Below are 868 nucleotides of genomic sequence, written 5' to 3'. Positions count from 1 at the left end.
ATCCCGTAATGCCTCTTCACCGCCAGTTTCGTACTTCTTCACCCAGCTATATATTTGCGGGTAGGAAATGTGGAACTGATTCGCTGTTTTCATGTAGTCTTGTCCATTTGCCAGGCAATACAGCACAATGTCTATCCGTTCCTGCCAGGTTGTTGCGCGTCCTTTGGTCATAGCTACAGTTCCCCCTGTGTCAGCTTTAAAGCTGTTGCTATGACCATTATACTTCTTAATCCAGTTTGCGAGTTGGGTTCGACTGGCAATCTGGTACTTCTCGATGATTTGATATTGCGACAATCTGCCCTCGATATAATCTTTAACAGCTTGGCGTTTAAGTTCGGCCGTATACTTTCGATTGTGACTCCGAACTTCCAGCCCTTCGTAACCGTATACTTCATAACGTCGTCGCCATTTCACGATAGAGTTCTTGGTGACTCCAAACTTCCGAGCTGCGGCCTTCACTCCGATGTATCCTCCTTTTATTTCTTGGAGAATCGTTAATTTTTCGAATGCCGTAAACTTTTTTTGCCCCATAAAAATGCTCCCCATACAGAAACAGGTTTTTATTATTTCACCTGTCTACTATATGGGGAGCATATCAAAAGCCATGAAATGGCTGCTTGGGACAGCTTTTTTAAAAAAGTAGGATTAGCGTAGGCGTTTAGGTGAGCGCTCCGCGAACGGACCGTTGTTCCAATCGCTCTTGTGTCCAGATTTTTTTATTCCCCTTAGCGGTGAAAATCCGGACACAAAGGCGAACGCTGCCGCTTTTCCACAATCAGTCCGTCCTCTCCGCTGCTTTAGGTGGGAAACGTCTCTTCAATCTTTTAAAATAAAAACAAACAAAGAAATCGCCCGTTTTGGTAAAATG

Annotated in this window: 1 protein-coding gene; it reads right to left on the bottom strand. The window is 44.4% G+C overall.

Annotated features, from left to right (window positions below; all coding sequences use genetic code 11):
* Positions 1–531 (bottom strand): helix-turn-helix domain-containing protein (locus ACNPNW_RS06000; protein ID WP_448766712.1); only part of this gene is annotated, 531 nt, incomplete at its 3' end.
* Between the last annotated feature and the right edge of the window lie 337 nt (positions 532–868).

The organism is Acinetobacter endophylla (genome assembly GCF_053543775.1).
The sequence above is the reverse complement of the archived record's forward strand: the minus strand, read 5'-3'. Positions and strand labels throughout refer to the sequence as shown.